Source organism: Kitasatospora sp. NPDC053308 (assembly GCF_055585785.1).
In genome coordinates, this window is record NZ_JBVJJY010000023.1 from 12,532 (window position 1) to 39,234 (window position 26,703).

Annotated in this window: 18 protein-coding genes and 1 pseudogene; 10 read left to right on the forward strand and 9 right to left on the reverse strand. The window is 74.8% G+C overall.

All coding sequences use genetic code 11. The features are described 5' to 3' along the window. Positions 1 to 75: 75 nt before the first annotated feature. Positions 76 to 2,841 carry a M4 family metallopeptidase gene (locus ACZ6Y7_RS33035; RefSeq protein WP_465761627.1) on the reverse strand — a complete coding sequence of 922 codons (2,766 nt, stop codon included), beginning with the start codon at positions 2,839 to 2,841 and terminating at the stop codon, positions 76 to 78. 498 nt (positions 2,842 to 3,339) lie between these two features. On the opposite strand from ACZ6Y7_RS33035, the pseudogene ACZ6Y7_RS33040 reads away from it, so the two are divergent. Then, positions 3,340 to 3,526 (forward strand): annotated as a pseudogene (locus ACZ6Y7_RS33040) (hypothetical protein); the annotation flags it as partial. A gap of 101 nt (positions 3,527 to 3,627) precedes the next feature. Here the strand turns inward: ACZ6Y7_RS33040 and ACZ6Y7_RS33045 are convergent. Together ACZ6Y7_RS33045 and ACZ6Y7_RS33050 are read right to left on the reverse strand one after the other, a co-directional pair. Continuing rightward, positions 3,628 to 4,335 (reverse strand): hypothetical protein, encoded by a 708-nt coding sequence (locus ACZ6Y7_RS33045; RefSeq protein ID WP_465761628.1) that lies wholly within the window; start codon positions 4,333 to 4,335, stop codon positions 3,628 to 3,630. 195 nt (positions 4,336 to 4,530) lie between these two features. Then, positions 4,531 to 5,334 carry an SCO4651 family lipoprotein gene (locus tag ACZ6Y7_RS33050; protein ID WP_465761629.1) on the reverse strand — a complete coding sequence of 268 codons (804 nt, stop codon included), beginning with the start codon at positions 5,332 to 5,334 and terminating at the stop codon, positions 4,531 to 4,533. A gap of 560 nt (positions 5,335 to 5,894) precedes the next feature. Here ACZ6Y7_RS33050 and ACZ6Y7_RS33055 point away from each other — a divergent pair. After that, positions 5,895 to 7,343 carry a hypothetical protein gene (locus tag ACZ6Y7_RS33055; protein WP_465761630.1) on the forward strand — a complete coding sequence of 483 codons (1,449 nt, stop codon included), beginning with the start codon at positions 5,895 to 5,897 and terminating at the stop codon, positions 7,341 to 7,343. After that, complete coding sequence (locus ACZ6Y7_RS33060; RefSeq protein ID WP_465761631.1) at positions 7,340 to 8,557, forward strand: ARPP-2 domain-containing protein; 1,218 nt, start codon at positions 7,340 to 7,342, stop codon at positions 8,555 to 8,557. Before ACZ6Y7_RS33055 ends, ACZ6Y7_RS33060 begins: the two co-directional genes overlap by 4 nt. 329 nt (positions 8,558 to 8,886) lie before the next feature. Here the strand turns inward: ACZ6Y7_RS33060 and ACZ6Y7_RS33065 are convergent, their stop codons facing one another. Then, a complete protein-coding gene (locus tag ACZ6Y7_RS33065; protein WP_465761632.1) occupies positions 8,887 to 9,150 on the reverse strand; it encodes a GlsB/YeaQ/YmgE family stress response membrane protein in 264 nt (87 codons plus the stop codon). Positions 9,151 to 9,641: 491 nt separating this feature from the next. Between ACZ6Y7_RS33065 and ACZ6Y7_RS33070 the strand changes: the two genes are divergently transcribed. After that, positions 9,642 to 10,169 carry an SMI1/KNR4 family protein gene (locus ACZ6Y7_RS33070; protein WP_465761633.1) on the forward strand — a complete coding sequence of 176 codons (528 nt, stop codon included), beginning with the start codon at positions 9,642 to 9,644 and terminating at the stop codon, positions 10,167 to 10,169. A 516-nt stretch (positions 10,170 to 10,685) separates the two neighbouring features. Here the strand turns inward: ACZ6Y7_RS33070 and ACZ6Y7_RS33075 are convergent. From ACZ6Y7_RS33075 to ACZ6Y7_RS33090, 4 genes are all read right to left on the reverse strand, one after another. Next, positions 10,686 to 11,285, reverse strand: coding sequence for an HAAS signaling domain-containing protein (locus ACZ6Y7_RS33075; RefSeq protein ID WP_465761634.1), 600 nt, complete (start codon positions 11,283 to 11,285; stop codon positions 10,686 to 10,688). After that, positions 11,282 to 11,662 carry a PadR family transcriptional regulator gene (locus ACZ6Y7_RS33080; protein WP_465761635.1) on the reverse strand — a complete coding sequence of 127 codons (381 nt, stop codon included), beginning with the start codon at positions 11,660 to 11,662 and terminating at the stop codon, positions 11,282 to 11,284. The genes ACZ6Y7_RS33075 and ACZ6Y7_RS33080 overlap by 4 nt, the downstream gene beginning before the upstream one ends. A 127-nt stretch (positions 11,663 to 11,789) precedes the next feature. After that, the gene (locus ACZ6Y7_RS33085; protein WP_465761636.1) at positions 11,790 to 13,226 is read right to left on the reverse strand and encodes a sensor histidine kinase; all 1,437 of its coding nucleotides are present in this window, start codon (positions 13,224 to 13,226) and stop codon (positions 11,790 to 11,792) included. Beyond that, positions 13,223 to 13,906 carry a winged helix-turn-helix domain-containing protein gene (locus ACZ6Y7_RS33090; protein WP_465761637.1) on the reverse strand — a complete coding sequence of 228 codons (684 nt, stop codon included), beginning with the start codon at positions 13,904 to 13,906 and terminating at the stop codon, positions 13,223 to 13,225. The genes ACZ6Y7_RS33085 and ACZ6Y7_RS33090 overlap by 4 nt, the downstream gene beginning before the upstream one ends. A 363-nt stretch (positions 13,907 to 14,269) precedes the next feature. Between ACZ6Y7_RS33090 and lanKC the strand changes: the two genes are divergently transcribed. After that, on the forward strand, positions 14,270 to 16,831 hold the full coding sequence (gene lanKC / locus ACZ6Y7_RS33095; RefSeq protein WP_465761638.1) for a class III lanthionine synthetase LanKC: 2,562 nt from the start codon (positions 14,270 to 14,272) through the stop codon (positions 16,829 to 16,831). Between the two features lie 248 nt (positions 16,832 to 17,079). On the opposite strand, the gene ACZ6Y7_RS33100 is transcribed toward lanKC, so the two are convergent. Next, complete coding sequence (locus ACZ6Y7_RS33100; protein WP_465761639.1) at positions 17,080 to 17,211, reverse strand: DUF6126 family protein; 132 nt, start codon at positions 17,209 to 17,211, stop codon at positions 17,080 to 17,082. Positions 17,212 to 17,504: 293 nt separating this feature from the next. Here ACZ6Y7_RS33100 and ACZ6Y7_RS33105 point away from each other — a divergent pair, with 293 nt between their 5' ends. The 5 genes from ACZ6Y7_RS33105 (at position 17,505) to ACZ6Y7_RS33125 (ending at position 26,579) form a co-directional block, all read left to right on the forward strand. Next, complete coding sequence (locus ACZ6Y7_RS33105; protein WP_465761640.1) at positions 17,505 to 20,606, forward strand: amino acid adenylation domain-containing protein; 3,102 nt, start codon at positions 17,505 to 17,507, stop codon at positions 20,604 to 20,606. Further along, on the forward strand, positions 20,600 to 23,848 hold the full coding sequence (locus ACZ6Y7_RS33110; protein ID WP_465761641.1) for a non-ribosomal peptide synthetase: 3,249 nt from the start codon (positions 20,600 to 20,602) through the stop codon (positions 23,846 to 23,848). The genes ACZ6Y7_RS33105 and ACZ6Y7_RS33110 overlap by 7 nt, the downstream gene beginning before the upstream one ends. A gap of 137 nt (positions 23,849 to 23,985) precedes the next feature. Continuing rightward, positions 23,986 to 24,198: an MbtH family protein gene (locus ACZ6Y7_RS33115; RefSeq protein WP_465761642.1), complete on the forward strand. Its 213-nt coding sequence runs from the start codon at positions 23,986 to 23,988 to the stop codon at positions 24,196 to 24,198. Continuing rightward, entirely contained in the window at positions 24,195 to 25,079 is an 885-nt protein-coding gene (locus ACZ6Y7_RS33120) for a methionyl-tRNA formyltransferase (RefSeq protein WP_465761643.1), read from the forward strand. The genes ACZ6Y7_RS33115 and ACZ6Y7_RS33120 overlap by 4 nt, the downstream gene beginning before the upstream one ends. 504 nt (positions 25,080 to 25,583) lie before the next feature. After that, on the forward strand, positions 25,584 to 26,579 hold the full coding sequence (locus ACZ6Y7_RS33125; RefSeq protein WP_465761644.1) for an ArsR/SmtB family transcription factor: 996 nt from the start codon (positions 25,584 to 25,586) through the stop codon (positions 26,577 to 26,579). Positions 26,580 to 26,703: the final 124 nt, after the last annotated feature.

Consider the following 26,703-nt stretch of genomic DNA (forward strand, 5'->3'; position numbering starts at 1 on the left):
CCCCCGCCCGCCGGGAGGTCCTCCGGCTGCGCACCCGCCCCGTGGTCGCCGACGCGGTCTTCGCCGACCCGCGGGCTACCGGGGCGCGGACTCGCCGGCGCAGGGAGCGCCGGCGGGGCGCTCGCGGGTGACCAGGTCGGTGCGTCCGGCGGTGGCGTCCAGCCACACGACGCGGGTGCCGCGGTCGGCGACGGGCGAGTCCTGGGAGCCGCGGTCGCAGGAGACGCGCTCGGGGGCGCCACCGGTGAGCGGGAGCTGCCACAGCTTGGCGGTCTGGGCGTTGGTCCAGTCGTCGTGGACCCGCCCGGTGCGCGAGACGTAGGTGACCGCGTTCTCGGAGACGGTGAGCTGGTGCGGCTCGGGGGCGGTGGAGTCGGCCGGCAGGAGGTCGGTGACGCCCGAGCCGTCCAGGGCGCCGGAGCGGATCGTGGCGCGCCCGGTGGGCGGGGTCTGGACCCACAGCATGCGGCCGCCGGCCAGGTGGACGGCGTCGGTCAGGTCCTTCGGGTCGGCGGGCACGTACTGGGCGGTGACCTTGCCATCGGCGAGCGAGTACGCGGTCGGCGCGTTGACGTAGTCCTGGCCGGACGTCCAGCTCTCGGTCCAGGCGAGGACGCCGCCGTTCAGGTCGAGGCCGCCCACGCCGTGGCCGGCGGGCAGCGGGATCACCGTCTCCGGGCGGCCGTCGCCGTGGACGACGTGGATGCGGGTGGTGTCGGTGGTGAAGTCCCGGAGCGTGTAGACGATGTCGCCGCCGGCCGTGCGGATGTTCTGCGGCTCCAGCCGGGCGTCGTGGTAGATGCTGCGCACCGGGCCGGCTCCGGTCAGCGGCGCGCTCAGCAGCTCGTAGCCGAAGACGCCCTGGGCGTCCTTGCCGACGGCCTTCCACACCGCGTTCGTGCCGTCGGTGGCCGCCCAGCTGTGGTAGCGGCCGTCGTCGGGGCTCAGTCGCACCGGGGTGGCGCCGCCGGTGACGGTACCGGTGTACAGGGCGGTGCTCTTGCGGGTGGCGTCGGTGTTGGCGAGCATCACCCAGTGACCGTCGGCGACCACCGGGGCGGCCATGTTGTTGGTGATGCCGCTGAGCAGGACATGGCTGTCCAGGCCGAGCTTGCGCTGCCAGCCGGCCTTGATGCCGTGGGCGTCGAACGCGGCGGCGACGGTGCGCAGTTGGGCGTGGGTCAGGCCGCCGGCGCGGCCGGCGGCCAGGACGGCGTTGCGGCCGGCGACGAAGTCGTCGAGCGGGGTCATGTACTCGGTGAGCGCGCGGTAGATCACGCGGTCGGCGACGAGCGGGTCCAGGGTGCGCCGGATGTCCCACAGGGCTCCGCCGAAGATGGTGGAGTTGAGGTGGACGCCGCCGCTGTCGGTGTCCAGGGAGGCGCCGACGTAGTCGTCGACGGTGGTGTGGTGGTCGTCCAGGTGGCGGGTGGCGCAGGCCTGCGGGGTGCCGGTGCGGCACAGGCCCTCGCCCAGCAGCGCGGCTCCGGGGTCGTCCATCGCGATGCCGCGGGTGGTGACCTCGATGGCGTTGCCGAAGTAGTCGGCGAGCGCCTCGTCCATGGCGCCGGACTGGCCGAGGTAGGCGAAGTTGGCGCTGTTGGTGATGACACCGTGGGTCATCTCGTGGGCGGAGACGTCGAGGGCGGCGGCGAACGGGAAGTACGTGTCGTCCCCGCCGCCGTAGATCATCTTGCTGCCGTCCCAGTAGGCGTTGGGGAAGGCGCGGCCGCCGGCGGTGACTCCGGTGACGGAGACGATCGGGCCGTTCTTGCCGTCCAGGCCCGGACGGCCCAGGCGGTCGCGGTAGAAGTCGTAGACGACACCGGCGTTGACGTGCGCGTCGGTGGCGCCGTCGGCGCCGGTGGCGGCGGGGAAGTCGGGGGTCGGGGAGCTCGCGGGGCGGGCGTCGGCGGGGATGCGGTCGAAGTCGCCGACGTCGCGGCCGGCCGCGTCGTAGGTGGTGATCGCGGCGGGACGGGTGAGGTCGGTGAGCTGGTAACTGCCGTCCGCCTGGCGGGCGATGTTGACGTTCACGCTCGTGCCGTGGACGTCGGGGGCGGTGCCGGTGGCGGGGGTGACGGTGGCCGGGGCGGGGCCGGGGGCGGCCGCGGGGGGCGCGACGGCCTCGGGGCGGGCGGCGGTCCTGGACGGGGTGCGGGCGTCGTGGGCGAGGACGACGACGCCGGCGGTGGCGTCCACGTAGACGTCACGGGTCAGCGGGGTGCCGTCGGCGCCGGCGCCGCGCACGGTGTAGTGGCGGGTCAGCTTCCCGGCGCCGTCGGGCAGGATCACCAGGCCGGCGTCATCGGCGGTGGCCTTGGCGCGGGCGGCGTCCGGCAGCGCGCCGAGCGCGGCGGTGCGCAGCAGTTCGCCCGCGACGGTGGGCTCGGTGGGGGCGGTGAGGCCGGTGAAGAACCTGCCGCCGACCGCCTCGACGTGCTGGGCCGCGCCGTCGCCGGCGAGGTGGACGAGGTACTGGCCGCCGAGCACGGGGACGCCGCCCTCGTTCTGCTGGAACCTGACGGTGCGCCGTCCGTCGGGGCCGCTCTCGGTACCGGCTTCGGCGAGCCGGGCGGGGTCGACCCGGTAGCGGTCGCGGTGGGCGGCCAGGTGGGCGCGGGCGGCGGCGGCCGGGTCGCCGGGGGCGGGATCGCTCAGGCCGGTGACCAGCTGCGGGGCGGCGGTGTCCTGCCCGGCGACCACGCCGGGGACGGGGTCGCCGGCGGCCTGCGCGGGCGCGGTGTCGGCGGCGGCGGTCGGGGCGGCCAGGGCGGCCAGGCTCAGGGCGGCGGCTATGCCGGCGCCGAGGGCCTTGGGCGTGCGGGCGTGACGGTGCACTGCGCTCCTCTCACGGAACGGGAACACGGGAATCGGCGGTGGCGCCCTGCCGTCGCCGGTCGGCTGACGGTGCGCCAGGGCCACGTCACGAACATAAGCCATCGCTCGACATATGTCGACCAACTACCTATCGGGCGCTTCGGAGCCCCGATCCTCAGGCGCCTCTCCGCCCGGGGAGGAGGAACGGGAGGGCACGGCCGGCGAGGGCCTCGGCAAGGGGGGCGGACTGGCCGGGGGCCTTGGCAAGGAGGCCTTGGCGAAATGGCCTTGGCGAGGGGGGCTTTGGCGAAATGGCTTTGGCGAGGGGGGCTTTGGCGAAATGGCTTTGGCGAGGAGGGCTTTGGCGAGGGGGCGGGGGGCACTCGTCCGGAGTGGCGACGAGCGCGGCCACCGGCTCGTGTGTGATCGGGACCGGCAGTACCAGCGGGCCCAAGTCCCCTGCCCCCGGCTGTTCTTCGGCCTGCCGTTCCGGGCGGTCTCCCGTTTTCGGGAGCGGCCGATCCGGTCCTCACCGGCCCCGAGGCACTCGGCCACGACGACATCGCCGCGATCATCACCGAGGTCATCACCGAGGTCATCACCGAGGTCACCGGCCGGGCCGTGGTCCACCGCCGACTGTCCTACGAGCAGATGCGCGATCGCCTCACGACGCAAGGTGCCGGTGGAGTTCGCCGCCTTGCCGGCCTGAAACACTCCGCCGGCCTCCGCCGGCCCCGGGGACACCGCCGCCCCGGTCGTTGCGACCACGCCGGCGATCGGCCGCCAAGGGGCCGATCGCCGCCGCCGTCACGGCATGCGCGCGCTGAGGGTGCGGACGACCTGGCGCAGCACCTTGTCGCTCCAGTTCCGGTCCGCCTTCGGGTACTCCCCCACGCCGTGGGCCGTCGAGGTGCCGCTCACCTCGAACCCGTACGGTCCCTGGTGGCAGGTCAGGTTGCCCCGGGCGAGGTCGTCGGCGTAGCAGCCCTGCGGGCCCAGCGACGTGCCGAGGTCCTCGAACTCCTTGTGGTACTTGGTCGCGTCGTCACGGGCGCGGGCCAGGTCGTCGGCGTAGCTCTTCGCGACGAGCGCGGGATCGGCGACGGCGGTGAAGGTGAGCTTGATGCTGCTGTTGCCGGAGCTCTCGTACGTGTCGGGCAGGCCGAAGCTGAACTTACAGCCGCCCTCGGGCACATCGCCCGTCGTGCCCTGGTCCGCCGTGGAGAACGGGTCGAAGTTGATGATGGTGACCTTGACCGGCTGCCGCTTGATGCCGTCGGCCTGCGGCAGGATGGCCTTGATCTCGGCGTCGCTCAGCACCTCGCAGCCGTGCGGCCATTGGGCCAGGGCCAGCGCGCGACCCGAGGGCGGCTGCGCGGCGAGCCGGTTGCCCGACGGCTGGGCGGAGCCGAACGTCAGGGCTGGCGCCTCCTTGCTGCCGCATCCGGCGAGCAGGAGCACCGCGGCCCCGGCCAGGGCCGTGGCAGCGGACAGTGGGGTGGTGCGCGTCGTCATCTTCCCCCCGGAAGTGTGCGTGTGCGTGACTGACAGGTGCGTCAGCGAACAGGACAGGGTCGATCCTTCCATCGGGAATACCCGCGGTCCATCCGGGGCTCCCCGGTCGCCACCACCCGATGCCGGACACCCTCCTGCACGTCCGGAGCAGAACCGGCGAAGCCGGCCGGCTTCGGAACCACTCGTCCAGTGCTTCTAGTGCTTCGCCATGCCCGCGATGAACTCGTCCCAGGTGCCGACGGTTTCGGCGGGGGGCGCTGTGATGGCCGGGACGGCGCCGAAGTCGGAGTACTCCTCGAAGACCTGGGCCTGCCCCTTGCTGCCGGTGGTGACCTGCTGTGACTTCAGGACGAGGTCGTCCTTGCCGACCCACACGTCGAGGACCGCGGAGGTGTCGCCCCGCCGCTTGGCCGACTGGACGTAGTAGTCGCGCACTTCGTCCTTGATGGCGGGCCCGGTGTAGTGGGCCAGCTCCTCGAAGACCACCGTGCCGCGGTAGTGGTCGGCCGCCCGACCGCCCACCTGTTCCTCGCCGACCCACGCGGTGGACGCGGTGGCGGCGAGCGCGCCGGCGACTTCGTTGACCGACCCCGCAGCCCGCGCGTTGGAGGGGCCGCTGTTCGTCGGCGCGTCCATGCGGTACCAGTTCTTGCCCGGTATCCGGTCCGACTTGATGTAGGCCGCGTCGCCCGTGACGATCATCTGGGTGACGCCGGTGGGGTTGTCCGCGGTCTGCTTCACCGTCGACGTGATGGACGAGGCGTACGGCTGCCGCTGGAAGAGCATCTCGGACTTGTCGGAGCCGCCCTCCCCCGTCTGGACGGTCCGGTACGAGGCCTGTTCCGCGGTCTTCTTGGACGCGGCCATCAGCACGGTCGGAGCGTCGGTCCGCTTGTTCGCCGCCTTGTCCCCGGCCGGGCTCGCCCCCGCCGCACTGCTGTGGGGCTCCCCGCCGCAGCCCGCCAGAACCATCGTCAGCGCCGCTCCCGCGGTCGCCACCGCGATGCCCCTCCCCGTCACTCGCACAGCTCCGGCTCCCTTTCAGTTGTTTCACATCGGCGCTGGTCATTATCGTCTGCGCAGGTCAGACCGCCAAATGACGGCGATCGTCCACCTCCCCGAGCACCGCCCGGAGGAACGACGAGCGGACGGCAGCCGAGACAGGCTCGACCCCGGCGCGGCACCGCAGCCCGGCCGAACGGCAGCGGGCCAACGGTCATCACCGGCCGCGGCAGCGGCGGCCGGCGGCAGCGCATCTGACGGCCGGACAGCAGCGGGCGGGCCGGGCCGAACCGGGGCGAGCCGCAGTCGGCCACCGCGCGGCCGGCTGGACACCGAAGGAACAGCAGGCGGAGCGACGGACATCGTCCGCCGCTCCCGGCCGCCGCGGGCCCCCGAGCGAAATCCGGGCGACAGCCACCCGGGGCGCTCTGTTACGGTCGACGGGCCGGCCGCGGGACTCCGGTGCGACTTCCGGAACGTGCCTCTAACGCAATGATTCGCAGCTCGCGCCCCCACTCCCCGGCCGGCATCCCTGTTCGCCGACCGGAAGAGGCCGCATGGAGGGCTACGCGGACCTGATCGCCGCCGAGGACGTCCTGCTCTTCGTCAACGCCGCGATCACCGCCACCGGCCAGCGGGAGTTCCACTCCTCCGCGGCCGAGCAGCAGCTCTCGCTCGGCTTCCTGCACGAGTACGTGCTCGGCAACTACCGCGAGCCGTACGCCGCCGCGCTCGCCCTCGACATCAACGACCACAACGCCGCGCTGATCGTCCGCCGGCTGCTGGAGACCGCCGCCGACGCCACCCCGGAGCAGCGCCGCACCGAGGGCCGGCTGATCGCCCGCCGTCTGCGACTCCTGCCGCCGCAGCGGGTCTACCGGCTCTTCGGCGCCCTGCGCCGGGCCCGCGTGAACAACCGCCGCACCCGCGCCGTCCTGCGCGAGTGGCTGGCCGCCCGGCCCGATGCCGCGCTCGACGCCGTGAAGTACCGCGGCGGCCTCAAGCGTGCCCTGCGCCACGCCCACCTCCGGCCCGCCGCCCCGGAATTGGGCGAGTTCCTGTTCGGCGCCGGCCCGCGCGGCCGCTACACGACCCCGCTGCTCGACAGCTGGCAGCGCGCTCACTACACCAAGGCCGCGCTCTACGAGCTGCCCTACACCGTTGCCGAGGGCTTCGCCCGCAGCCACCGCATCCCGCGCGCCGAGTTCCTGGAGAGGATCGCGCCCAACCTCACCCGCCTCGAGCGCCTGCGCCTCCAGGAGAACGCGCAGCAGCTCGGCGCCGGCGCCGTCCGCAGCGACCGCACCGACCTCGGCCGGATGCCGCTCACCCGGCTCGCCCTCTACGTGCTCGCCCTGCCGCCCACGCAGCGCGCCGAACGCCGCACCGAGCTCACCGCCGCCCTGCGCGCCGCCGCCCGCCGCACCGCCGGTTCCGAGGCCGGCACCTGGGGCGCCGTCGCCGCCGTCCTCGACGACAGCTACTCGGCGACCGGCTCCGGCACCAAGCGCCGCCGCCCGCTCGCGGTCGCCCTCGCCTGCCACTACCTGCTCGAAGCCCTCGCCGAGCGCTACACCCCGCTGTGGACCTCCGGCCGCACCGACGCCCTGCTGGCCCGCCCGCACGGCGCCACCCCGCTCGGCCACCGGATCATCGACGCCCTGGACACCGCCCCGGCCCGGCTGATCATCGTCTCCGACGGCTGGGACAACGCCCCGCCCGGGCTGGCCGCCGAGGTCCTGCGGGTCTGGCGCACCCGCCTCGATCCGGACCGCCGCACCTCGGTCGTCCACCTCAACCCGGTCTACGACGCCGACGGCTTCGACGTCCGCCGGCTCGCCCCGACCGTGCCCACCGCGGGCCTGCGCGACGCCGAGGACCTGCCCGCCCTGGTCGAGTTCGCCCGCTTCGCCGACGGCCGTACCGACCTCGACGAGCTCACCGCCCACCTCGCCACCCGCACCGCCCGCTTCCTCGCCACCGCCCCGCCCGAGGACCCCCGGTGAACGACCCCCGCGCCCGCCTCGACCTCACCGGCCTCAGCACCGGCCCCGCCCAGGTCTGGGGCGGCATCCGCCTCGTCCCGCTGCTGCGCGGCGAACCCGTCACCGACCTGCGCCTGCACCAGCAGCTGTACGAGGGCGAGTACGGGTCCGTCCGGATCCACCGCGACATCCACTACACCTCGTACGTCCCGCACGGCTTCGTCGCGCACTGGACCGGTGACGGCAGCCCGGCCGCCGCGTACGGCACCCAGCTCGGCGACCCGCCCCCCGAGCGGATGCGGCTGCCCCGCCTACGGCTCGCCAAGCGCCTCGGCACCGACCGGCTGCGCTTCCTCCCGCTCCACCTCGCCCTGGAGGGCTACCTGGCCCTCCACTTCGGCGGCCCCACCATCGCCTGGGAGCACTGGTCCGCGCAGGCGCTGCGCCGCGGCCTGTCCCCGCGCGAGGAGGAGGCGTACGCGGGCACCCGGGTCCGCGGACTCGCCGACGCGCTCCGGGTGTTCGAGATCCATCCCGGCCAGTGCGGCGTCCTGCTGTACACCGCGGACGTGCTCGCCGCCGCCTTCGTCGTGCCCCACCCCGACGACTACCGCGCCCTGCACCCGAGCCTGCTGCTCGACCTGTACGGCGAACTCGTCCACCACTACGCGCTGCTGTCCGCCCCCGTGGCCGACTTCCGCGCGGACCTGGGCGGTTCCGGGATCCGCACCCTCGCCGACCTGCGCGCCGCCGCCGACCGCGCCGACTGCGAGTGGGCCGCGTTCCACGACAGCGCCATGGCCCGCGACCTCGTCACCGCGGAGTACCGGCTGCGGACCGTCCACCGGATGGGCCGCTTCACCCTCGGCCGCTTCCTGCCCGACTTCCGTCCCAAGCAGGAGAACCACCTCGGCGAGACCATCACCGACGCCGACGGCCGGGTGCTCTACCTGAAGACCTTCCGCCTCTCCGAGGCCCAGGTCCGCCGCGGCCACCTGCTGGACCGCCTCGCCGCCCACGACTGGCACCTGCCCACGGCCGCCACCGCCCTCGGCCTGACCGAGGCCGCCCTGGGCCTGCGCCTGGAGAACGCCGGCTTCGGCCACCTCCTCCGCCAGGACATCCTCGACCGCTACCGCAGCCAGGCCCGCCGCCGCGGCGAGGGCACCGCTCCCGAGCCCTCCGGCCGGTCGTCCCCGGGACGCCCCGGTGGACTTCCCCGAGCCGCGGGGTAGGGAGGCAGGGCGGACCGGCCGGCCGCCCGACGGCGCACCCGGCTGCGGACGTCACCGAGCAGCCCGCGCTTCGGACCGTCGTCCTGGTCGTCGTCCTGTCCGTCGTCCTGGTCCGGGGCGGGGTGTCGGGCGAGCGCGGCGCACAACGTCGAGCCGGCGGGCCACCACCCCGGACGGGCGTCGAGTGGGGCCGGTACCCGGCCCGGCCCGGTGCCCGTCGCGGCGCAGTACGTGCTGGAGGTCTGTGTCCTCAGCCCCACGTCGTGCGCCGTCGGGTGCACGCCCGAGGGGGCGTGCACCCGACGGCGCACGAGGCTCGGACAGGGCGGCTAGGAACGGCGGCCCGCCACGAGGCGATAGACGGTCAGGACGACCAGCGACCCGACGATCGCGGCGATCCAGGTCGACAGGTGGAAGAACCCGTTGATCGAGTGCACACCGAAGACGACCTTGCCGAGCCAGCCGCCCAGCAGACCGCCGACGATGCCGATCAGCATGGTGACCACGACGCCGCCCGGGTCACGTCCGGGCATGATGGCCTTGGCGATGGCTCCCGCGAGCAGGCCGAGCAGAATCCACGCGATGATGCCCATGGGTGGGGTGCCCCCCCTTCAGATGGTCCGATTCACGATGTCCGGTAACTCCTGCCGCCTCTTCTACTCCGGCCGCCGATTCGCAAACCTCCCGCCCGGGCGTCGAAGGCCGGGGACGGGTCCGGACGACCGGGCCGGGCGTACGAACGGGCACTGGCGAGCGTTCACGCCACTGCCGGGGGGTCCTGGTCGGCACCGCGGCCGCCGGGCTGCGTGGCACGGTTGAGGCAGGGCGGTACGAGCGGTTCCCGTGCGGGTCAGCGGGCCTTGGGCCAGACCTCCTGCGCGAAGAGCCGAAGGTTGCGCTCCATGGGCTCCGCATCCCGCCCACCGACGTCGATCTGTCGGAGCATCGTGTCCGGCGACAGGGCATCGGGGCCCTCGCGCGCAGGTCTCGTCCGCGGGCAGCAGGTCCGCGTCGGCTGCGGTGTGCCACCCGTCAGGTCAGGGCCAGGAGCGGGGCCAGTACCCGGCCTCGATAGGTTCTGCGCGTGACCGCCACCGATGATCGACGCTTCCCCTCCCCGCTGGCCGCCGCTCTGGCGGTGCCGTTCGACTACGACGACGGCGAGGGCATCGACTTCGAGCCCTTCGACGCCTTCCTCCCTGCCGGGGACACCACCGACTGGCTCCGCCTCTGGACCGGCAACGACGAGCTGACCGGCGACGAGTTCCGGATCTTCGGGAGGCACGGCGCCGGCGGGTACGCGGCGTTCTGGCTGGCCCGCCCCGACCTCCCGCTCACCGACCAGCCCGTGGTCGTCCTCGGCTCCGAGGGCGAGACCGGCGTCGTCGCGGCCGATCTCGCCGATTTCCTCTGGGTACTCGCCGCCGGCATCGGCCCCTTCGAGGCCACCGTCGACAACGACCCCGACCGGACACCGCGCCCCAGCCCGGAGCGGACTGCTGTCGCGGAACGCTTCGCCCCGCAACGGCGCCGCCGGGCCGAGGCCGTCATCGAGCACGCGGGCCGGGCGTACCCCGACTTCGACGACATCGTCTTCGAGCTCTGCCGCTAGCCGGCGACCGCCGAACCGAACGGCCGTGCCGAGCCGGGCGCCGGCCCGGGCCGGCAGGGCCGGCCACAGTCCTGCCACGCGCAGCGCCGCGTCGGCCGCGCGGGCCGCCACCGGTTGTTCATCGGCCTGCCGCTGCGGGCGGTCTCCCGTGTTCGGGGGCGGTCACGCTCGTTCGGGCGTCACGCGGCCGCGTCACGCAGTCGCTTTGCCGCAGAACTCCGCCTCCAGTTCCTGGGTGAAGACCGAGATCGGGCCCCACTGCCGGCCGTCGGCCCAGTCGCCGTTGACCGAGGTGGAGAGCATGTGCCGGCCGTCGCGGGTGCCGAAGGTGGAGAACCAGGAGCCGTTGATCGCGCCGCGCCGGCCGGGCGCCGGCCCTCTCGCCGGCCAGCCCCGGCGCGTCCGGCACGGAGACAGCTCGGCGTCGGCCGCGGCCCGCCTGCCGGGCAGTCACCTCCCTGCCCGGCTACGGATGACCGCCCCCCGAGCCGGTGTCACCTGCCGTCGAGCACCGGCTCAGGCCGCCGTGGCGGCGGAGCGCAGCCGGGCGGCGGAGCGGGCGAGGCGGAACAGCGCGACGAGTGTCGGGCAGAACCCGATCGCGCAGGCGACGAGGACGCCGGCCGGGGTGAGGCCGGCGGAGGAGGCGACGGCGACGGCTGCCAGGGGGGTGAGCAGGACCGGGCTGAGCAGGAGCAGCGTCGCCTGCTTCTTCTCCCGCCCGGTCCACTGGGGGGACTTGGTGACCCGGAGGGCCGCGGCGACGGCGCTGGCCAGCGCGAGGACGGGTCCGAACACGGGGACGAGGAGCAGCGGCAAGGCCAGGGCGGCCAGGAGCAGGGTCGTCGTGGTGCGGCGGCCGGTCTCCGGCTCGGGCCGGGCGCGGCCCTCCTCGGCGAGCGCGGCGTCGGCGATCGTTCGGGGGCTGCCGAGCTGTCGGAGGACCTGCCGGACGGCGTGGTCGTCGGCGGCGTCGCTGTCGGCGAGCGCGACCTCGACGTGCTCGCGCAGGTCGGCGAGCAGTTCGTGACGGCGTTCGGCGGTCAGTGGTGCGGTGTACCGCTCGACGGCGTCGAGGTGGGCTCGGACCAAGGGGTGTTCGGCGGCGTTGTTCATGGTGTGTCTCCCGGAGCGAGTACGTGGTCGACGGTTTCACGGAAGGCCGGCCACAGCGTGGCGAACTCCTGCAGGGCGCCGCGTCCGGCATCGGTGAGGGTGTAGTAGCGGCGGGCCGGTCCGCTGGCCGAGTCGCGCAGGAAGGTCTCGGCGAGCCCGGCCCGCCGCAGCCGTGAGAGCAGGGGGTAGATCGTGCCCTGACTGGTCGCCAGGGCCGGCAGACGCCCGAGTTCCTGCAGCAACTCGACGCCGTACCGCGGCTGGTCGCGCAGGAGCGCGAGCACGCAGTACTCCAACACGCCCTTGCGCAGCTGCGTCGCCACCGGCCCGTCCACGCCCCCGTCGGCGTTCTCGTGGTTTGCGATGGCAGGTACCATGCATCGCAAGATAGCATGCGGAGCAAGCAAGGGCGAGAGCGCCTGGCGGTGCACGGCGAGGTCGCCGGCCGGTACGAACCACCGCCGCCCGGGGGCACCCGCCGGTGCCCGCACCGGCGGCCGGCGGTCATCCGGCGGGGCTTGAGCCGGTTCCTGTCGGCAGGGTGAGGCTGAACCGGGCACCCGTGGTGCCGGCGGCGGGATCGGTGGCGACGAGGGTTCCCCGGTGCGCGTTCGCGATGCGGCGGGCGATGGCGAGTCCGAGGCCGGTGCCTCCGCACTGGCGGGTGCGGGCGTCGTCGAGCCGGGTGAAGCGCTCGAAGATCCGGTCTCGGTCACCGGCGGGGATGCCGGGTCCGTCGTCTTGTACGTCCAGGACCGAGCGGGCGGCCTGGGGTTCGGTGGTGAGTTTGACGGTGATGGTGCCGGCGGCGTGGCGCGCGGCATTGTCGAGGAGGTTGCCCAGGAGCCGGGCCAGCAGCGCGTAGTGGCCGTGGACCGGCACCGCGTCGGGAGGGAGGTCGACCGTGAGGCGGAGCCGGCCGGGGAGATCGCGCCGACCGGTCTCCGAGCGGACGAGTTCCGTGAGGTCGACGGTCTCTGCGCCGGTCAGTTCCCCGGAGGCGCCGAGGCGGGCGAGCAGGAGCAGATCGGCGCTCAGGCGCTGGAGGCGTTCTGCGTCTCCGAGGGCGTTCTCCACGACCAGCGGCCAGTGGGCTTGCTCGGGGTGGGCAAGGGCGATCTCGAGTTCGGCACGCAGCGCGGCGAGCGGGCTGCGCAGTTCGTGGGAGGCGTCGGCGACGAAGCGTTGCTGTTGTTCGACGCCGGTCTGAAGGCGGTCGAGGGTGGTGTTCATGGTGCGGGCAAGGCGTGCGACCTCGTCGTCGGTGGCGGGTTCCGGGACACGCTGATCGAGGTGGTGGGCGCTGAGGTCGGCGAAGTGGAGGCGGATGACCTCCACCGGGCGCAGCGCCCGTCCGGCCACCAGCCAGCACGTGGCGGTGACCATCAGGGTGAGGAAGAGCACCACGAAGGTGAGGATCATCACCATGCCGTTGAGACCGCTCTGTTCGGCCGCCATCGAGTTGGAGACGATCAGGAGGGGGGAATCCGGTGTGCGGTGGATGGTGAAGGCCGTCACGGCCGGGGGGACGGTCTCGGGGTCGGTGAACGGCCACAGCGAGAGGCGTGGTGGCTGCAACTCCCGGACGCCGTCGGGGTCATGGTGCGCAGTCGTCGGTGGTCGCCCGGATGGCGCCGGGCTCGCGCCGGGAGGCGGCATGGAGACGGAGGCGTGCAGGCGGGGGTCGGCGCGCAGGGGTCCGGGGATCCGCGTGGGGTCCTTGGAGATCTGCTCGATGTCGTCCTTCAGGGCCAGCGCCGTGGTGACCGTGACGTAGGTGTGGGCTTCACTCACGACGTAGGTGCGGAAGGTGCCGGCCGCCAGCCGGCCGCCTGCCGTGAGCGCGAGCAGACTCGCCGCCGCGGCCAGCAGCGTCAGGCGTCCGCGCATCGAGATCGGCAACGGCAGGCACCGGCGAAGGAGGCGAAGGAGGCGCCTCATCGTGCGGTCCTTTCCGGGGCGAGGCGGTATCCGACCCCGCGGACCGTGTGGATGAGACGCCGGGAGAACGGTGCGTCGATCTTGCGGCGGAGGGCGCTGATGTGCACCTCGACGACGTTGGTGTCGCCTTCGAAGTGCGCGTCCCACACGTGGGTGAGGATTTCGCGTTTGGTCACCACCTCGCCGCTCCGCCGTGCCAGGTACTCCAGGACGGCGAACTCGCGTGCGGTGAGGCCGATGTCGGCGTTCGCCCGGGTGCAGGTGCGGCGGGCGGGGTCCAGGTGCAGGTCGTCGATGCGCAGTTGTGCGGGCCGTTCCGGTCGGCCGCGACGGATCAGGGCGCGCAGGCGTGCTACGAGGGCGACGTAGGAGAAGGGTTTGGTGACGTAGTCGTCGGCGCCGAGGTCCAGCCCTTCGGCCTCGTCGTACTCGCCGTCCTTCGCCGTCAGCATCAGCACCGGTGTCCACACTCCCGACTCCCGCAGTCGGGAGCACAGCTGATAGCCGTTCAGGGTAGGCAGCATCACGTCGAGCACGATCGCGTCGTGTCGTTCCTCCAGGGCCAGGCGCAGGCCCTCCAGTCCGTCCTGCTCGCACTCGACGGTGAACCCCTCGGCCACCAGCCCCCGTCGCAGCAGTTCCGCGAGCCGGGGATCGTCCTCCACTACCAATATGTGCATCGCACCATCTTGATCGCGGCCGAGCGAAACGACGAGCTCCGACCGCCCTCCGCTCGACCCGCACGTGCGCTTCCTGAGGGCTCTTCAGTGGGCTTCAGGTGTTCTTCAGGAAGCTTCAGACTCCCTTCACGGCCCGGATGCCAAGATCGCACCGTCTCCGGGCCTTCCACCGGTGCGCGGGCGCAGGATCGCGCCCGGAGAGGTCGGCCGCGGCGACGGACGGACGAGCGGGCCTGGCGACGCGGCCGGGTCGTCCGGCGCCGCAACATCGGCTGGCGCCGCAACGTCGTCCGGCGCCGCAACGTCGGCCGAGTCGACCGCGTGCCTGTCGGCCTCGCACGACTGCTACAGCAAAGGAAGCCGATGGATCCGGACCAGCTATTCGCGTTCTGTGCGGCCGACCCGGTGTTCTTCGACGTCCCGCAGCGCGTGGAGGATGAGGACTCCCGCTGGGTGCCGCCTCCGGTCGGTGCGGGCACCCGCGAGGCCGGCGACGGCGACCTGTGGGTGCGGGTGGCCTACGGACGTCGGCTGCCCCGGCAGGGATGGAAGATCCACGTGTCCGCCACGGTCCCCGACGCCCAGGACGTCCTCGACCGCGCTGCCGCCGTCTGCGCCCGCCACCGCACCGCCTTCACGTATCTCCGCAGTGCCCGGATCCTGACGGTGTTCGGCTCCAAGTCCGCCCCCCGCGGCTCCTCGGGGACGTTCATCACCGTCTACCCCTGCGACGACTCCGAACTCCGGGTCCTGCTGGAGGAACTGAGCGCGGCCTTGGAGGGCCGCCAGGGCCCCTACATCCTCTCCGGCCTGAGGTGGAACGACACCAGCCCGGTGTTCGTCCGCTACGGGGCGTTCGCCGCAGGCCGGGCCCACGTCGGCGGGGACGCCCCGGTGCTCGCCCTTGCCGGTCCCGGCGGCACCCCGGTCGCCGATCCACGCACCGCCGCCTTCACCCCGCCCGCCTGGGCGGCGGTCCCGGCCTTCCTCCAGGAACGCCTCGGACGCTTCGCCGAACTCAGCCGAGTCGACCTGCCCTACGAGATCGTCCTCCCGCTCCGCCTCTCCAACGGCGGGGGCGTCCACCTGGCCAAGGATCCCGGCAGCGGAGACCTCGTCGTCCTGAAGGAAGCCCGCCCGCACGCCGGCATCGACAGCCGGGGCCTCGACGCCGTCGCCCGCCTCCGGCACGAATACCGCATGCTCACCGCCCTGGCCCACACCGGGCTGGTGCCGCGGCCGCTGGGATACGAGACCCACTGGGAACACCACTTCCTCATCCAGGAGTACATCGACGGAATGCCGCTGGCCAAGGCCGGCGTGCTGCGCATGCCGCCGACCGACTCCCGGACCACGCCCCAGGACCACGAGGCGTACACACGCTGGGCCCTCACCGTCCTCGACAGGGTCGCCGCGGGCGCGGCGGTCATCCACCGGGACGGCATCGTCCTCGGCGACCTGAACCCGGACGACATCATCGTCCGCCCCGACGACACCATCGCCTTCGTCGACCTGGAGGCCGCCCACCCTGTCGGCGACCCGCGCACCGGGCTCCCGGGCACCCCGGGCTTCGCCGCGCCGGCCGGTGCCACCGGCACCGACATCGACACCTACAGCCTGGCCGCACTACGCCTGGGCCAGTTCACCTCCCTGAGCGCCCTCGTGGCACTCGACCCAGCCAAGCCCCACCAGCTCGCGCGGTGGGCCGACGAGCGCTTCCCCCTGCCGGCGGGCTACGCCCGCGACGCCGCGGAGACGATGACCGGCCGCAGGCCGAACCCCGCTGCGCCACCGGGGTGCGCGGACCCGCGCACGGCGGGGTGGGAGCACAACCGGCGGCAACTGATCACCGCCCTCACCTCTTCGGCCACCCCCGAGCGCTGGGATCGTCTCTTCCCCAACGACCCGGACGGTGCGCGGGAAGGCGGAGGCACGAACCTGGCGCACGGCGCCGCGGGTGTCCTCTACGCCCTGCACGCCGCCCGCCACAGCATCGACCCCCTGTGGGTCGACTGGCTCGCCACCGCGGCCCGGCGCGGCTTCGCCGACGCGCCGGTCGGCCTGTTCGACGGCGCCGGCGGTGTCGCCACCGTCCTCGACCTCCTCGGCCGGCACGACGACGCCGCCGAACTCATGACCGGCGCCCTCGCGCGCACGGCCGGGACGACCGGCCTCGGCCTGCTGACAGGACTGCCGGGCCTGGGCCTGAGCGCTCTCGGCTTCCACGTCCGCGGCGGCGGTCCCCGCTACCTCGACCACGCGTACCGCATGGCCGACCGCATCCACGCCGTGCTGAGCCGAACCGCCGGTCCGAGCACCGGCGCGGGCCTGACGTCCGGCTCCGCCGGTGCCGCCCTGTTCCTGACCCGCCTGTACGGACACTCCGGTGACGACCTCCACCTCGACCTCGCCGAACAGGCGCTGCGCGCCGACCTGTCCCGCTGCGTGGAGGTCAACGGCACCCTTCAGGTCGGCGACGGACGCTCCCCGGCCTCCCTCGGGGGCGGCTCGGCCGGCGTCGGGCTCGCTCTGTCCGCGTTCCTCGAACAGCGGGAGCATCCCGGGTACGCCGACGCCCTCCGGCGCATCCGGGCGGCGGCGCGCTGCCCGCTCGCCGTCCCGCCGAGCCTCCTCGACGGCCGTGCCGGACTGCTGTACTTCCTCGCCGCCACCGGATCGGACAGCACCGACGACGCCCTCCAGGAGCATCTGGACGATGTGTGGTGCCACGCGGTCCCGTACGGCCGGGGCCTCGCCTTCCCCGGCTCCCGCCTGGTGCGGTTGTCCATGGACCTCGCCACGGGATCGGCCGGCGTCCTGCTCGCTCTGGAATGCGCCCACCGCAGGGCCGACCTGCTCGCGCCCCTGCTCGGCGCTCCGGTCCGCCCCCTCCCCCAGCCCTGCGCGCCGAACCCGGGACGGTGACACACCCCTCCGCCGAAAGGAGGTGACGACGATGTCGCTCCCCGACCTCCAGCAGCGCGCCCCCGCCGAAGGCGACCGGCTCCCGGACAGCGCCGTCGGCTTCGCGTGGGCCGCACCGGCACCGGGATCCGGCCCTCCGGCGGGTCCGCCACCGGCGTGGACGGACGGCCCGCCAGCCGGTGCTCCCCGCCTCGGCGCCCTCGGCGGCCGCAGCGCCGGCACCTCCGCGTGCCCGGCGTCGAGGCCGGTCAGTGGCGGTTGCCGAGGGCGAACAGCAGGATGACGAAGCCGGCGAACACATGGGTGCCGGCGACGTGGACCGAGGCTCGGATGAGCATGGCCTTGCGGCGGTCCTTCTCGTCACGGCCTGCTTCGCTCATCGGGGCTCCTCGGCTGTCGTCGGCGCGCCGGCGACCGGTGGACGGCGGCGGATGTGAAGGCGTCGGCCGGTCGTGGCAACGCGGTCGACGTGCTCGCGCGGGGTGGCTGCGCCGCCGACCGACACCTAGAGGTGATGAGCAGACTTTTCCCCCGATTGGGCGGCTCGGTTACGCCGTACGGGTTAAGGGCTGCAGGGGTGGTCGCGGCGCGTGGCTTGGATGGCTGCATGATCATTTCAGCGACTGCAGAGATGGGGCCGGGTACGCGATCCGGGCGTACCGAGCCGCTGCCCGTGCACCGGGCATTAGCGGCCGTCGCCCGGCACCGGCCGGACGCGACCGCCGTGGTGGAGGAGACCGGCCGGCGCTGGTCGTACCGTGAACTCTCGTGCTGGGCGGGCGCGTTGGCGTCCAGGCTGGGTGCGGCGGGGGTGGGCCCGGGCAGGACGGTCGCGTTACGGCTGCCGCGTTCGGGGCGGCTGGTGGCAGCGCTGCTGGCGGTCTTCGAGACCGGCGCGGCCGCGGTGGTGCTGGACCCGCGCACTCCTGCCGACCGGCTGGCGGCCGTCGAGGTCGATGCCGGGTGCACGGCCCTGATCGTCCCGGCCGAGGAACCGGCCGCCGCTGACGGCTCATCAGGGCCGGTGCCCGTCCCGGTGGACGCCTGTCCCGACGTGTTCGGCGCGGAGTTGCCCCTGGCCGGTCCGGCCGGCGAGTGCGACCGCGTCGCCTGCGTCTTCTACACCTCGGGTTCGACCGGCCGGCCCAAGGGCGTGCAGGTCACCCACCGCAACCTCGGGCGCTTCGCCGCCGATCCGCACTGGGACGGACCCGGCCACCGCGTCACCGCGCTGGTCTCGGCGCTGGGGTTCGACGCCCTCAGCCACGACCTGTGGGTGCCGCTCACCCGCGGCGGCACCGTGGTCGTCCCCGCCGAGGACCGGGTGGACGCGCACCGGCTGGCCGCACTGGTCGCCGCCCATGGCGTCACCGGAGTCTTCCTCACCACCGCCTGGTTCGGCCAGATCGCCGCGGACGCCCCGAGCACGCTGCGCGGGCTGCACACGGTGCTCACCGGCGGCGAGGCCGCCGACCCGCAGGCCTTCGCCCGCATCCGCGCCGCCTGCCCCCGGCTGGTGCTGGGCCACGTCTACGGGCCGACCGAGTGCACCACCTTCACGACCCGCCACCTCCTGGTCCCCGGTGAGCCGCTTCCCGGCGGCCGGATCCCGATCGGCACCGGTCTGCCCGGCGTCGAGGTGCGGCTGCTCGGCCCCGACCTGGCCGAGGTCGCCGACGGTGAGCCCGGCGAGGTCTACGTCGCCGGCGAGCAGGTCGCCCGGGGGTACCTGAACCAGCCGGCCAGGACCGCCGAACGCTTCGTCGCCGACCCGTACGGCCCGGCCGGCGCGCGGATGTACCGCACCGGCGACCTCGCCGTGCGGGGGCCCGGCGGCGCCCTCGCGTACCTGCGCCGGGACGACGACCAGGTCAAGATCCGCGGCCACCGGGTCGAGCCGGGCGAGGCGCGGGCCGCGCTGGCCGCCCTGCCCGGCGTGGCGCAGGCCGCCGTGGTGGTCCGGGACGGACGCCTGGTCGGCTACGCCGTCCCCGAACCCGGCCGGGCCGGCGTCCGGGCGCAGGAACTGCGCGCCGCGCTGGCCCGGGTCCTGCCCGACTACCTGGTGCCTTCGGCGGTGGTCCTGCTGGACGCGCTGCCGCTGAGCGTGAACGGCAAGCTGGACCGCGCGGCGCTGCCCGCACCCGCCGCCGTGCGCTCCGGCGCGGGCGTGCCGGGCACGCCCGCCGAGAAGGCGCTGTGCGCCGCTTTCGCCGAGCTGCTGGGCCTGCCGGCCGTCGGCACCGAGGACGACTTCTTCGCCCTCGGCGGCGACAGCATCATCGCGATGCGGCTGGTCAGCCGGGTGCGCCGGGAGAACGTGGCGATCGGTTCGCAGGACGTGTTCCGGCTGCGCACCCCCGGGGCGCTGGCCGCTGCCGCGCAGGCCTCGACCCCGGCCGCGGACCTGCTGCACCAGTCGGCCACCGGACGGCTCGACCTGCCGCCGATCGCGCTGTGGCTGCGCGAACAGGGCGAAGGGACGGACGAGTTCGTCCAGTCGAGTCTGCTGGAGACGCCCCCGGGCCTGGAGCGGCAGGCGCTCGTCACGGCCCTGCAGACCGTGCTCGACCGGCACGACGCGCTGCGCACCCGGCTGCCCGACCCCTCCCACGAGGCGGTGTGGCAGCCCGAGGTCCTGGCACCGGGCGAGGTGGACGCGGCAGGGCTGCTGGACACGGTGGACCTGCGGGAGCGCCTCGACGGCCCCACCCCGGCCGACGTCCAGGCGCACGTCGAGCGCGCGATGCGATCGCTGGACCTGCCCGGCGGCCGGCTGCTGCGCGCCGTGTGGTGGGACCGCGGCCCCGGGCGAGCGGGCCGGCTGCTGCTGGCCGTGCACCACCTCGTGGTCGACGGTGTCTCGTGGCAGGTGCTCCTGGCGGACCTGGCCAGGGCCGCCGAGGCCCCGCAGGCACTCGGCGCGTGGGGAGCGGGCACTCCCTACCGGCAGTGGGTGCGCCGGCACAACGCCCGGGCGACGAGCCCCGAGGTGCTGGCGACGCTGCCGCACTGGCGGGCCGCCGTCGCCGCGGCGCCCGCTGCGTGGCCGGCCGGCGGGCCGCTGTCCGCGGAACTGGACACCGTCGCCACCTCCCGGACCCTGGAGTCCGTGCTGCCGGCCGAGATCGGCCACGCCCTGCTGACCGGCGCGCCGGCGCAGTTCGGCGCCACCACGCAGGAGCTCCTGCTGGCCGCGCTCGCCGTCGCCTCGGCCCGGTGCGGCACCTCCCGCACGCTGGTGCTGGACACCGAGGGGCACGGCCGGGACGCGACCGGTCCGGACACCGACGTGTCCGCCACGGTCGGCTGGTTCACCTGCCTGTTCCCGGTCCGGCTGGAGTGCCCCGAGCGGGCCGCCCTGCGCGCGGCGGATCCCGTCGAGGAGGAAGCGGCGCTGGCCGCGGCCGTGCGCGCGATCCGCTCGCAGTGGGGGCAGGTGCCGCAGGATCGTTCGTCCTACGGCCTGCTGCGCCACCTGCACCCGCAGGCCGCCGGGCTGCTGGCCGCCGCCCCGGCCCGGCCGCTGCTGTTCAACTACCTGGGCCGGTACGGGGCTCCGGGGCGCGACCCGTGGCCGTACGCCGCCGAGGCGCCCGTCCTCGGCATCCACCGGGCCGCACGCCAACCGCTGTCGCACCCGCTGGAGGTCAACGCGGTCATCGACGAACGGGCCGGGGAGCCCCGCCTCACGGCCCTGTGGCGGTGGTCGGCGCGGCTGGTCGGCGACGACGACGTGGCGGCCCTGGCACGGGAGTGGGCCGACGTGTGCTGACCGCCCTCGCCCGCACCGCCGACCGGCACGAGCAGGCCGGACCGCCGGCCGTCCCCGCCCAGCGCCAGGAGGAGCGGTGGCCCTGCTCGCCGCTCCAGGAGGGGCTGCTCTACCACGCCCACCGGGCGGACGGCTCCCCCGACCCGTACCACGTCCAGACCCTCCTGGACCTCGACGGGCCGGTGGACGCGCGCGCACTGCGCGCCGCGCTGGCCGCGCTCACCACCCAGCACCCGGCGCTGCGCGCCGGGTTCCGCTGGAACAGCCGCGGACACGCCGCGCAGACCGTGCCCGCGACGGTCCGGGTCCCGCTGCGGGAGGTGGACCTCACCCGGCTCCCACGGACCGACCGCGAGCGGGCCGCCGAACAGGAGGCCCGCCGGGACCGGGACGAGCCCTTCGACCTGGCCTCGCCCCCGCTGCTGCGGGCCGTCCTGCTGCGCCTCGGCCCGGTGTCCTCCCGGCTGCTGCTGAGCTACCACCACATCCTCATGGACGGCTGGTCGATGCAGGTCGCGCTGGCCGATCTGGCCGAGCTGTACGGCCAGGCCGCCTCCGGCGCCGCGCCGCACCCGGCCCCGCGGCCGTCCGCGCTCGCCTACCTGCGCCACGTCCGCGACCAGGACGAGGACCTGGCCGGCAAGAAGTGGCGGGAGCTGCTGGCCGGCGTGACCGAGCCGACCCTGCTGACCTCCCCCGGCACGGACCGGCCCGGCCGTCCCCGCACGGTACGGCTGGAGCTGTCGTCCGAACGCACGGCGGCCCTGAGGGCCCGGGCCCGCGAGCGGGCGCTCTCGCTCAACACCGTGATCCTGGGCGCCTGGGGACTCGTGCTGGCCCAGCTGACCGGCCGCAGCGACGTGGTCTTCGGCACGGTCGTCGCCGACCGTCCGCCCCACCTGCCCGGGGTCGAATCCATGGTCGGCCTGATGAACAACGCGGTGCCGGTGCGCGTGGACACCGCCGCAAGCGGCGACCGCGGCGAGCTGCTGACGGCCTTGCAGGAGCAGCGGACGGCGATGATGCCCCACCAGCACCTGGGTCTGGCGCAGATCACCCGCGCCACCGGACTGCGCGAACTGTTCGACACCGTCGCCGTGCTGGAGACCTACACCGACGCCTTCGCCACCCGGTGGGGCGCCGGCCTGCGGGTCGCCTCCAGCCGGGTGGAGAACGGCACCCACTACCCCTTGTGCCTGCTGGTCTCGCCCGGCGAGACGATCACCGTGCGCGTCCAGTACCAGCCGGGGCGGCTGACCGAGGCCGGCGCGCACGAGGTCGGCGCCCGGCTGCTGGAGGCGCTGGGCGCGCTCACGGCGGACCTGTCGGCGCCGGCCGCGCTGCCCGTCAACGCGGTCCGTCCCGCTGCCGCCCCCGCCCCCGCGGAGCCGACCGGCGAGGCGGTGCCCGTCCCGGTGCTGGAGCGGTTCGCGGCGCAGGTGCGCACGGCACCCGCGCGGGCGGCCGTGCTGGACTCCGCCGGGGTGCTGGACTACCGGGGCCTCGACCTGGCCTCCGACCGGCTGGCCGAAGAACTGGCCGGGCGGGGTGTGGGGCCGGAGGACGTGGTGGCCCTGTGCCTGCGACGCGGGCGGGACGCGATCGCGGCGATGCTCGGGGTCCTGAAGGCCGGCGCCGCCTACCTGTGGCTGGACCCGCGCCACCCCGCCCCGCGGGTCGCGGCGCTGGCCGCCGAGGGCCGTCCGGCGCTGCTGCTGTGGCAGGCCGAGTTCGCCGACGCGCTGGCGCTGGTCCCCGCGCCGACGCCCCGGATGCTGCTGGAGCCGCGCCACGTAGCGCCCGAGCCGTCGCCCCGTGCCGGCCGCCCGCACACCCGTCCGCCGCGCCTGCCCGGCCACCCCGCTTACGTGGTGCACACCTCCGGGACGCAGGGCGTACCGAAGGCGGTGGTCATGCCGGGCGGCGCCCTGGACCGGCTGGTGGACTGGCACGAGCGGCGCTTCCCGGCCGAACCGGGCGCCGTGACGGCCCAGTTCACCTCCATGGCCTTCGACGTCGCCACCCAGGAAGTCCTCACCGCGCTGTGCACCGGCCGGACCCTCGCGGTACCGGACGCCGACACCCGCGCCGACGCCGCCGCGTGGACCGCCTGGCTGCGCACCCACCGGGTGACCGAACTGTTCGCCCCCACGCCCGTGCTGGCCGCCCTGTGCGAGTTCGCCGACGGCGAGCGGGAGTCGCTGCCCGACCTGCGGCACCTCGTCCAGGCCGGCGAGGCGCTGGTGGTCGGCCCGCAGCTGCGCGCCCTCTGCGCCCGGGGCGGCAAGCGCCTGCACAACCACTACGGCCCGGCCGAGACCCACGTCGTGACCGCCGCCGAGGTCCCCGGTCGGCCCGCCGACTGGCCGGCCCGGCCCGGCATCGGCCGTCCGGTGCCCGGCACCCGGGTGATGCTGCTCGACGCGGGGCTGCGCCCGGTCCCCGACGGGCTGACCGGTGAGCTCTACCTGGCCGGGGACCAGCTGGCCCGCGGCTACCTGGGCCGCCCCGGGCTGACCTCCGCGCGCTTCGTCGCCGACCCCTGGGGACCGCCCGGCCGACGGATGTACCGCACCGGCGATCTCGCCCGCCGGCTCCCGGACGGCACGATCGAGTTCACCGGCCGCAACGACGACCAGGTCAAGATCCGCGGTCACCGGATCGAGCCGGACGAGGTGCGCGCCGCCCTGGCCGCCCTGCCCGGCGTCGTCCAGGCAGCCGTCGTCGCCCGCCCGGACGGACGCGGCGGCAAGGAGCTGACCGCCTACGCGGCCGGCGGCGCCGGTGCGCGCACGCCCCTGGACGGGACCGCGCTGCGCCGGGAACTCGCCCGTGTCCTGCCGGACTTCATGCTGCCCACCCAGGTCGTGGTACTCGACCGCATGCCGCTGACCGTCAACGGCAAGGTCGACCGCCGGGCCCTGCCCGAGCCGGAACGCCGACCGGCGGTGCTGCGCGGGCCGCGCACGCCCGCCGAGCGGGCGGTCGCCGACGCGTTCGCCGACGTGCTCGGCCTGGACCACGTCGGCGTGGACGACGACTTCTTCGCGCTCGGCGGGCACTCCCTGCTCGCCGCCCGGTTGCTCCAGCGGCTGCGCGAGCACCTGAACCCGGCAGCCACCCTGGCCCAGGTGATGCGGCGCGCGACGCCCGCCGCCCTGGCGGCGGCCCTCGCGCCGACGCCCGACGCGGCGCCGGCGGGCTCCGCCACCGGCACCGCACCCGCGGCCACCGGGAGCTGACCGCGGCTCCCCGGCCACCGACGTGGCCGGGGACCGACCCTCCCCCACCCGACCACCGGAATCCCCTCGCCCGACCGCCTCCGGCACGCCCCGCGCCGGCAGGCCGTCCGGCGTGCCCCGATCACCCGAGGAGACCCATGAACCCCTTCGACGACCCCGACGGCACCTTCGTCGTGCTGGCCAACGACGAGGACCAGCACAGCCTCTGGCCCGCTCACCTCGCCGTCCCCGACGGCTGGCACCAGGTACACCCCCGGGCCGACCGCACCACCTGCCTCGCCTGGATCGAGACCACCTGGACCGACCTGCGACCGCGCTCCCTGCGCACCGCCACCGGGGCCGCCCGATGACCGCCCCGGCAGCCGCGCCCGCCCGGACCGCCGCACCGGACACCCCTCCGCTGAGGATCGCGGTCGTGGCGGCCCTGCCGCAGACCGCGCCCCCGCTCGTCGAGGCGCTCCGGGCGTTAGGGCACCACGTACGGGTGGTGATCGGCTTCCGCCGCCCCGCCGACTGGCCCGGGCACGTCCTCGGCGAACACGACCTCCCGGACGGAGTGGACCTGGCGGTCCCCTCCCGGCCGGAGCGGATCGCCGAGCTGCTGCGCGCCTACGACCTGGACGCGGCGGTGAGCTACGGCTACCCGAGGAGGCTTCCCGCCGCCGCGGTCACCGCGCCCCGGCTGGGAACGGTCAACTGCCACCCCTCCGACCTGCCCGCCTACCGGGGCCCCAACCCCGTCGGCTGGGCCGTGCGCAGAGGCGAGCGCGAGATCGGCGTGACCTGGCACCGGATGGACGCCGGACTCGACACCGGCGCCGTGCTCGCCAGGACACGGATCCCGCTCGACGCCTCCGTGTGGTCGTTCACCGGCGTCAACTCCCTGGTCCTGGAAGCGGCTTCCTCGATGCTGCCGCGGGTGCTCGGCCGGCTGGCCCGCGGCGAGGCCGGCGAGCCGCAATCGGGGCACACCGGCAGCTGGGCCGGCTTCTTCGGCGAGGACTACGCCACCGTCGACTGGTCGGCCCCGGCCGCCCACATCCACACCCAGGTGCGGGCCTGGAACATCGCCGGCCACCACCCCCGGTGCGAGGGCCCGATCGCCCTGATCGACGGAACACGCTGGCGCCTGCGCCGCACCACACTGGAGCAACCCCCCTCGGGCACCGGCCGCAGGATCGCCTGCGGCACCGGCGACCTGTGGGTCCTGGCAGCCGACCCGCTCGGCTGACCCCCGCCACACCCGGGGCCCACGCCGTACCGCTCCGGCCGCGCGCCCCTGGGGCGCAGACGCACGCCCGGGCCGGGGCGGCCCGCCGGTAGCCCGCCGCCGATCGCGGGGGCGTCGCGCCGTCGGGGCCGGAGCACCGCGGGCGGCCCGTCAGGATGCGGCACGACGGGCCGCCCCGCGCAGGGCTTCGGGCAGGCGGTGGTTGCTTCTTCCTGCGGAGGGCGCTTCGCGTTGATCCGGCCACTCGACCGGCGCTTCCACCCCCTCCCCCGGCGGCTGCCCCTCCTCTCCTGCCCCGGAGGCCACGCCCCCGGGGCAGGAGAGGCCCTCGACCGCGGTGCGGTCGCTGACGGCTGGGGGGAGGGACGGACGGTAGGCGCGGTTCCGCGCCCGGTCCGACTCGGGGGAATCGGATGACGGGGCGGCCCCCGGGTGATTCGATCAGGTCCGAACACTCATGACGTCGGCCGCTCGGACGGCCGGGGGCTGATCCCGGGGGGTGTCGTGCTCTACCTCGACATGGACCGCGCCGTACTGGCGAACACCCGGTTCGCGATCTCGCCGCTGAGCACCGCGATCGGCGCGCTGCGTCTCCTGCGCGGCAACGGGCGGCCGTACGGCGGCGGTTGGCGCGGCAGGGTCCAGGAGACCGTCCGTGACCGCGAGCTCGTGCTGCTGGGCGCGCTGTTCAGCGGTTCGTGGGACTACGTGCCGGACTTCCTGACACCGCACCCGCAGGCCCCGGAGACCGGGCTGGAGGAGGAGCTGCACGCGGTCGCCACCGCGGATCGCGCCCGTCTGGGCTGGGAGTTGCGGCTCATGGCCGACGGGGTCGACGAGGAGCGCCTGGCGGGGCGGCCGGTCCCCGTCGTCCTGCGCGACGCGCTGGAGCGGGGCGAGCAGGACTTCGCCGAGCGGGTGGCGGCGGAGTTGCAGCGGCTGTGGGAGGGGGCCGTCGCCCCGCGGTGGACGGCGCTGCGCGCCCGCATGGAGGAGGACATCGACCGCCGGGCGCGCACCGCCGCCCGCCACGGCCTGTCCGGCATGCTGGCCGCCCTGCATCCCAAGGTGCTGTGGAGCGACGACCGGCTGAGTCTGGTCAGCCGGCTTCAGGCCCGGGTCGGCGGCAGTGCGGGCCTGGTCCTGACGCCTTCGGTGTTCACCACGGACCTGCGGGTGGTCATCGACTCGGTACCGGGGCCCGCCCCGCGCGAGCCCATGTTCGCCTACCCCTGCGGACCCGGACCGCAGACGCGCTCCGGGCCGTCGGTCCACGCGCTGCTCGGGGTGACCCGGGCGCGCCTGCTCTCCGACCTGCACACCGCCCGCACCACCGGGGAGTTGGGCGAGCGGCACTTCCTCGCCACCAGCACCGTCTCCTACCACCTGGGCATCCTGCACCGCAGCGGACTGGTCACCCGCACCCGCATCGGACAGCACGTCCTCTACCAGCAGACCCACCGCGCCACCGATCTCCTGGCCACCCCCCGCCCCCGTTGACGCCGCGGCGGCGGGCCGGACGTCGAGCCGCGCGTCGCGCTCCGCGGGTGCGGTTCGGCGCGCCGGCCTGCGCGGTGCGGTGGGGCGACCCGGCGCGATGCGCCCCGGCCGGGCGCGGCGGCAC